This is a genomic window from Microcystis sp. LE19-195.1E, from assembly GCF_027532095.1.
GTDB lineage: Bacteria > Cyanobacteriota > Cyanobacteriia > Cyanobacteriales > Microcystaceae > Microcystis > Microcystis aeruginosa.
Genome location: NZ_JAPZSZ010000225.1, coordinates 1 through 4,635 on the forward strand (window position 1 = coordinate 1; position 4,635 = coordinate 4,635).

Consider the following 4,635-nt stretch of genomic DNA (forward strand, 5'->3'; position numbering starts at 1 on the left):
ACTCGATTGTCTATCTTTTGGTATTAACCTGTTGATGCCTTAAGTCCTTCCCTATATGGATTTCAGATACTTTTGAGTGTAGGCGCTCTCATCGAATTTTATTTTAAGTTAATTATTTGCATAACAATTCCCGAAGAGCCATCCCTGTCAACACATAAGTGCTGAAACTCTTATTTTATAAGCGAGCGCTCGCCTATTTTCTAACAACAACTCGAAAATTTAGTTTCTGTTAGTTATTGATCACCCGAAAGCTTGCCCCGAAAGAAAGCTAGAATTTAGACACGATCAGAGCTTTTTCCTGATAATTAAGCTTTAATGACCCATTTTCCTCTTTTCCCCCAACTCCAGTGCTTCCCAACCCAAAAAAGTAAGGCAGACCTTAGCCTACCTTAAAACAAAGCGAGGTTGATCAACTTTGAGGATGCCGATGCGGATGCAGTGGATGGAATTGGTCTATTACCATATATCGTCGATTATAGCAAGGGTTTTGCCAGTTGCATAGATTCAATTAACAAATAATTGCAAGCTTTACCATAGAGGTTAATCTATACATTGAGCCGCAAGGACTATCTCTCGTCAAACTGGGTTTCAACCTGAACCTCAGTTCGGGATTAGTCAAAATTCTGAATGTTCTCCTAGCTGATAAACCCTATTCTTTCGTGGAACTGATGGCAAAATCTCTTTAACCGTAACTAACCTTGATTCGGTAAAGATTTTCCTCCTCTTGATCGCCTCGGAGAATTGTGCTGTAAGATATATTCAGTTTAAATTGTTTAGGCTCGCAATCGTAGATGAGAATAAATTTCGGTAGCTTTTGCGGGAATAGATCAATAATCTGAGGAAATTAACGTTTAACTATATGAATTCTGCTAAAATTATCGCTATTATCACGGGAGCGATTTCGGTTTTAATCGCCGTTGCCTATTTAATCCTCGTCCAGATTCTCGACTTTCGTAGCGAGATGATTCCCGCTCCCCTAGAAGTTATTTTTCCTGGATGATAAAAATCGGGGTTGAAAATGTTTCAACCCCAGAAAAAGCAATTTTTGAGCGGATTAACCCACTGGTTGTAATACTAAATCCGGTTATTAAAAACTGATTATTTATTGCCTATTGCCTGTAAAGTGGAGGGTTGCATCAAAAGAGTTGCTCTGGCCTTATTGCCGGGGTCGTCTTTGCCAAGCAACAACTAATTTAATTTCCTCATAACTATAATTATCTCCCAGATTTTCTTTGAGAGTTTTCAGGGATCGATCACCCACTTTTTCGATCACTAAACGAATATATTCCTGTTTATTTTTAGAGACTAACTGATTAATATCAATTTCGTAACCCGCTTCTAGCAATTTAGCTAAATGTTCATAGATGGTTGAGACTTTTAAGCTTCTTTTGCGAGCGATTTCTTCCGCATTCAACCCATCTTGATAGTATTGGAGAGTGAGGAATTGAGTAGAGGGAAGACTATCCTGACAAAAATCATTAATTGCCGCTATAAATATATCCCCATACTGTTGTACTTTACTGTGTACTACTCCAGAAATTTGACGAAACTGCCCCAAATTCCGGGGTTTCGATTGGGCCATCAAACGCAGACTAGAATCATGGAAAATAACGTAGGGAGGAACCCCTTGACTATCGGCAATTTTTTTCCGCAGTTGCCGCAAGCGCTCGAATAATAAATCACTTTCCACCATATTGGGATTGTCGTCTCCCACGATTTGACCGTTAGCTTTCTGGGGGACGGCAATAAACACGGAACGTTGTTTCCGCATCACTTCCCAACTGTGTTGATTAAGTTTCAAGATTCTAAAATTGTCTTCAGTTTCTACCAGTAGATTTTGCTGGACAAGGGAACGACTCAAACGTTTCCACTCCTCCATAGTTTTATCTTTACCGATGCCATAAGTAGATAATAAATGATGTTGATATTGGCTGATTCTTTCACCTTTTCCTCCCCTGAGTACGTTGATTATGTGCATCATACCGAATTTCTGTCCCGTCCGCGCCACACAGGATAAAAATTTTTGTGCTTCGATCGTCCAATCCTCAGAATTGTTCCCATTCCGACAGTTATCACAGTTACCACAGTTACCCGAAAAACTTTCTCCAAAGTAACCTAGTACGCTCGATCTTCTACATTCAGTCCCTTCAGCATAATCTAACACCTGTCGCAATTGTTGACGAGCTTTCTGTTGTTCATTTTGCTCGGTTTTTTGGTTAATAAAATACTCAATTTTTCTGGCATCTGCAAAGCTAAAAAAGAGGGTACATTTAGCCGGTTCTCCGTCCCTACCGGCGCGGCCAGATTCTTGATAATATCCCTCTAAATTGCGGGGTAAATCATAATGAACGACAAAGCGCACATCGGGTTTATTAATCCCCATACCGAAGGCAATTGTCGCCACCATAATCTGCACATCATCCCGAATAAAACGGGTTTGATTTTTACTTCTTTCCCGATCCTCCATACCCGCGTGATAGGGTAGGGCATTAATACCATCTTTTTGTAACTGTTCAGCAACTTTATCGACGGTTTTGCGGCTGATACAGTAAACTATTCCTGCTCCTTTTTGTCCTTTAATATATTGATACAATTGCTGATAGGATTTACTGGTTTTAGGTTGAACTTCATAATAAAGATTATGACGATTAAAACTAGCAATATGAATGGAAGTATCTCGCAATCCTAATTGTTGGATAATATCTTCTCTAACCTGTTGGGTAGCGGTGGCAGTTAAAGCCAGAATTGGCACGGAGGGAAAGCGTTGACGAACTTGTTTAATTTGTCGATATTCAGGGCGAAAATCATGACCCCAATCGGAGACACAGTGAGCTTCATCCACCGCTAAACAGGCTAAACCGAGGTAATTATCAATAACAGCTAAAAAATCTAAAAAACTAGGCGATAATAATCTTTCTGGGGCGACATATAACAGTTTAATTTTTCCTTGCAGGATTAAAGATTCTCTTTCTCTGACTTGTTTCGCGTTTAAAGTGCTATTGAGAAATGTTGCCCCGATGCCATTATCAGCTAAAGCAGTTACTTGATCCTGCATTAAAGCAATTAGGGGAGAAACCACCACCGTCACCCCTTTTTTGATTAAAGCGGGTAGCTGAAAACAGAGAGATTTACCGCCTCCGGTGGGCATAATTACTAATAAATCCTGATTGTTTAAAGCAGCCTCAATTATTTGGCGTTGATTCGGTCGAAATTGATCGTAGCCAAAGTAATATTTTAAGGCTTTTTCTAAAGAGTCAATTGCAGCCATTGAGCAAGGGGAAAAATATTTTTATAGTAGTTATTTTAAGGTTAGGGATTTAAGTGATCATTGATCAGTGATCAGTAATCAGTAAAAAGAAAGCTGATAGCCAAAACAACTGACCTTAAGATTGTCTCACCTGATCGGGAACACCAACAAAGGAGAGATTGGCTAATTTTTTCAGATTTTGACAGCGCAATAACTCGTTAAAATTGAGACTCGATCGCCCCTCAATTTCAGCTATAGTCTCAATAGCCGATAATAAACCCTTAGCGGCCTCGGTTTCCGTGTAACCGCGTCTAACAGCCACTTTTAGGGCCGCTTCATCCGCGTCTAATTCCCGTTGGGGGCTGCGTTTTTCTCGCCAAATCCGGTTAATTGCCAAGGCAGTTAAACCCCCCGCTACTGCCATACCGACGGCATCGGTTTGCAGGGTTTCCACGGTTAAACCGATCATACCAGCCAGAGCAATTAATCGATCGAGATCGGGTTTAAACCATTTTACTGCCGTTAAAACAGAGACGGCCCTTAACAAGACTAGATCCCGTTGGGGTCTTGATAATTGCCGCCAGAGGTCAAAATTAATTGGAATCGGTCTGACTCCTCTTTGCCAGGGCAGGGGAAAATTAGTTTCGATTACCTTGGTGCTTTCGGGTTTGCTGACAATGCGCGTCATCATCCGTCCCGAAGCAGGCATGAGGTCTAGTAAGTGACTAATCTCGTTGTCTTGGTTCATCGATCGCCGGCCAATAGTCTTCGATCATTGAGTATAATCGCTTTCTGAGCTAATATCTCTTTTCCGACAATTTTCTCAACGAAACCGCGTGAGTCCCTACTGTTCGGCTTTGAGGGGTTCGATGCCCCAAAAATCGCCAATAAATTCTTGCATCTTCCTCAAAATCCTCATGTATTGATTAAACCTCTTGCATAATTAATTTTTGAGGATTCAAAAACGGCAAAAACAAGGATTAAATTACATAAAATCTGGAAATAGACCGTTTAATTGATTATTATTCATTCTTAATTCTCCTGACTACTGACTACTGACTCCTGACTCCTAACCCTAACAACAATTTTTGATTTTTACAAGAGGTCTATTATTAATGAGGGGATGAAACAAGTCCTGACCGTATCTTGCCAACTCCAGGTAACACCCGAACAGGTCGCCGCTATCGAGGCGACACTGAAAGCGTTTGCGGAAGCTGGCGACTACGTTAACGGGACGGTGAAACCGAACCTGTTGACATCCTCGCCGCCCTAAAAGTGCGGCGATTCCTAAACCTCACGATTTAAGTTTCTGCTTCCACCACCGTCGCATACCACAGTTAAAAAACCATGTACTGTCTTACACAGAGTCCACAGACTTTCGCCCCATT

Annotated in this window: 3 protein-coding genes; 1 reads left to right on the top strand and 2 read right to left on the bottom strand. The window is 41.0% G+C overall.

Annotation, left to right across the window (positions count from 1 at the left end; genetic code table 11):
• Positions 1 to 859 precede the first annotated feature (859 nt).
• On the top strand, positions 860 to 1,000 hold the full coding sequence (locus O9300_RS12630; protein ID WP_287971960.1) for a hypothetical protein: 141 nt from the start codon (positions 860 to 862) through the stop codon (positions 998 to 1,000).
• 156 nt (positions 1,001 to 1,156) lie between these two features.
• Here O9300_RS12630 and recQ read toward each other — a convergent pair whose 3' ends face one another.
• Together recQ and O9300_RS12640 are read right to left on the bottom strand one after the other, a co-directional pair.
• On the bottom strand, positions 1,157 to 3,268 hold the full coding sequence (gene recQ / locus O9300_RS12635; protein ID WP_287971964.1) for a DNA helicase RecQ: 2,112 nt from the start codon (positions 3,266 to 3,268) through the stop codon (positions 1,157 to 1,159).
• A gap of 115 nt (positions 3,269 to 3,383) precedes the next feature.
• Entirely contained in the window at positions 3,384 to 3,995 is a 612-nt protein-coding gene (locus O9300_RS12640; protein ID WP_190720284.1) for a DUF3318 domain-containing protein, read from the bottom strand.
• Positions 3,996 to 4,635: the final 640 nt, after the last annotated feature.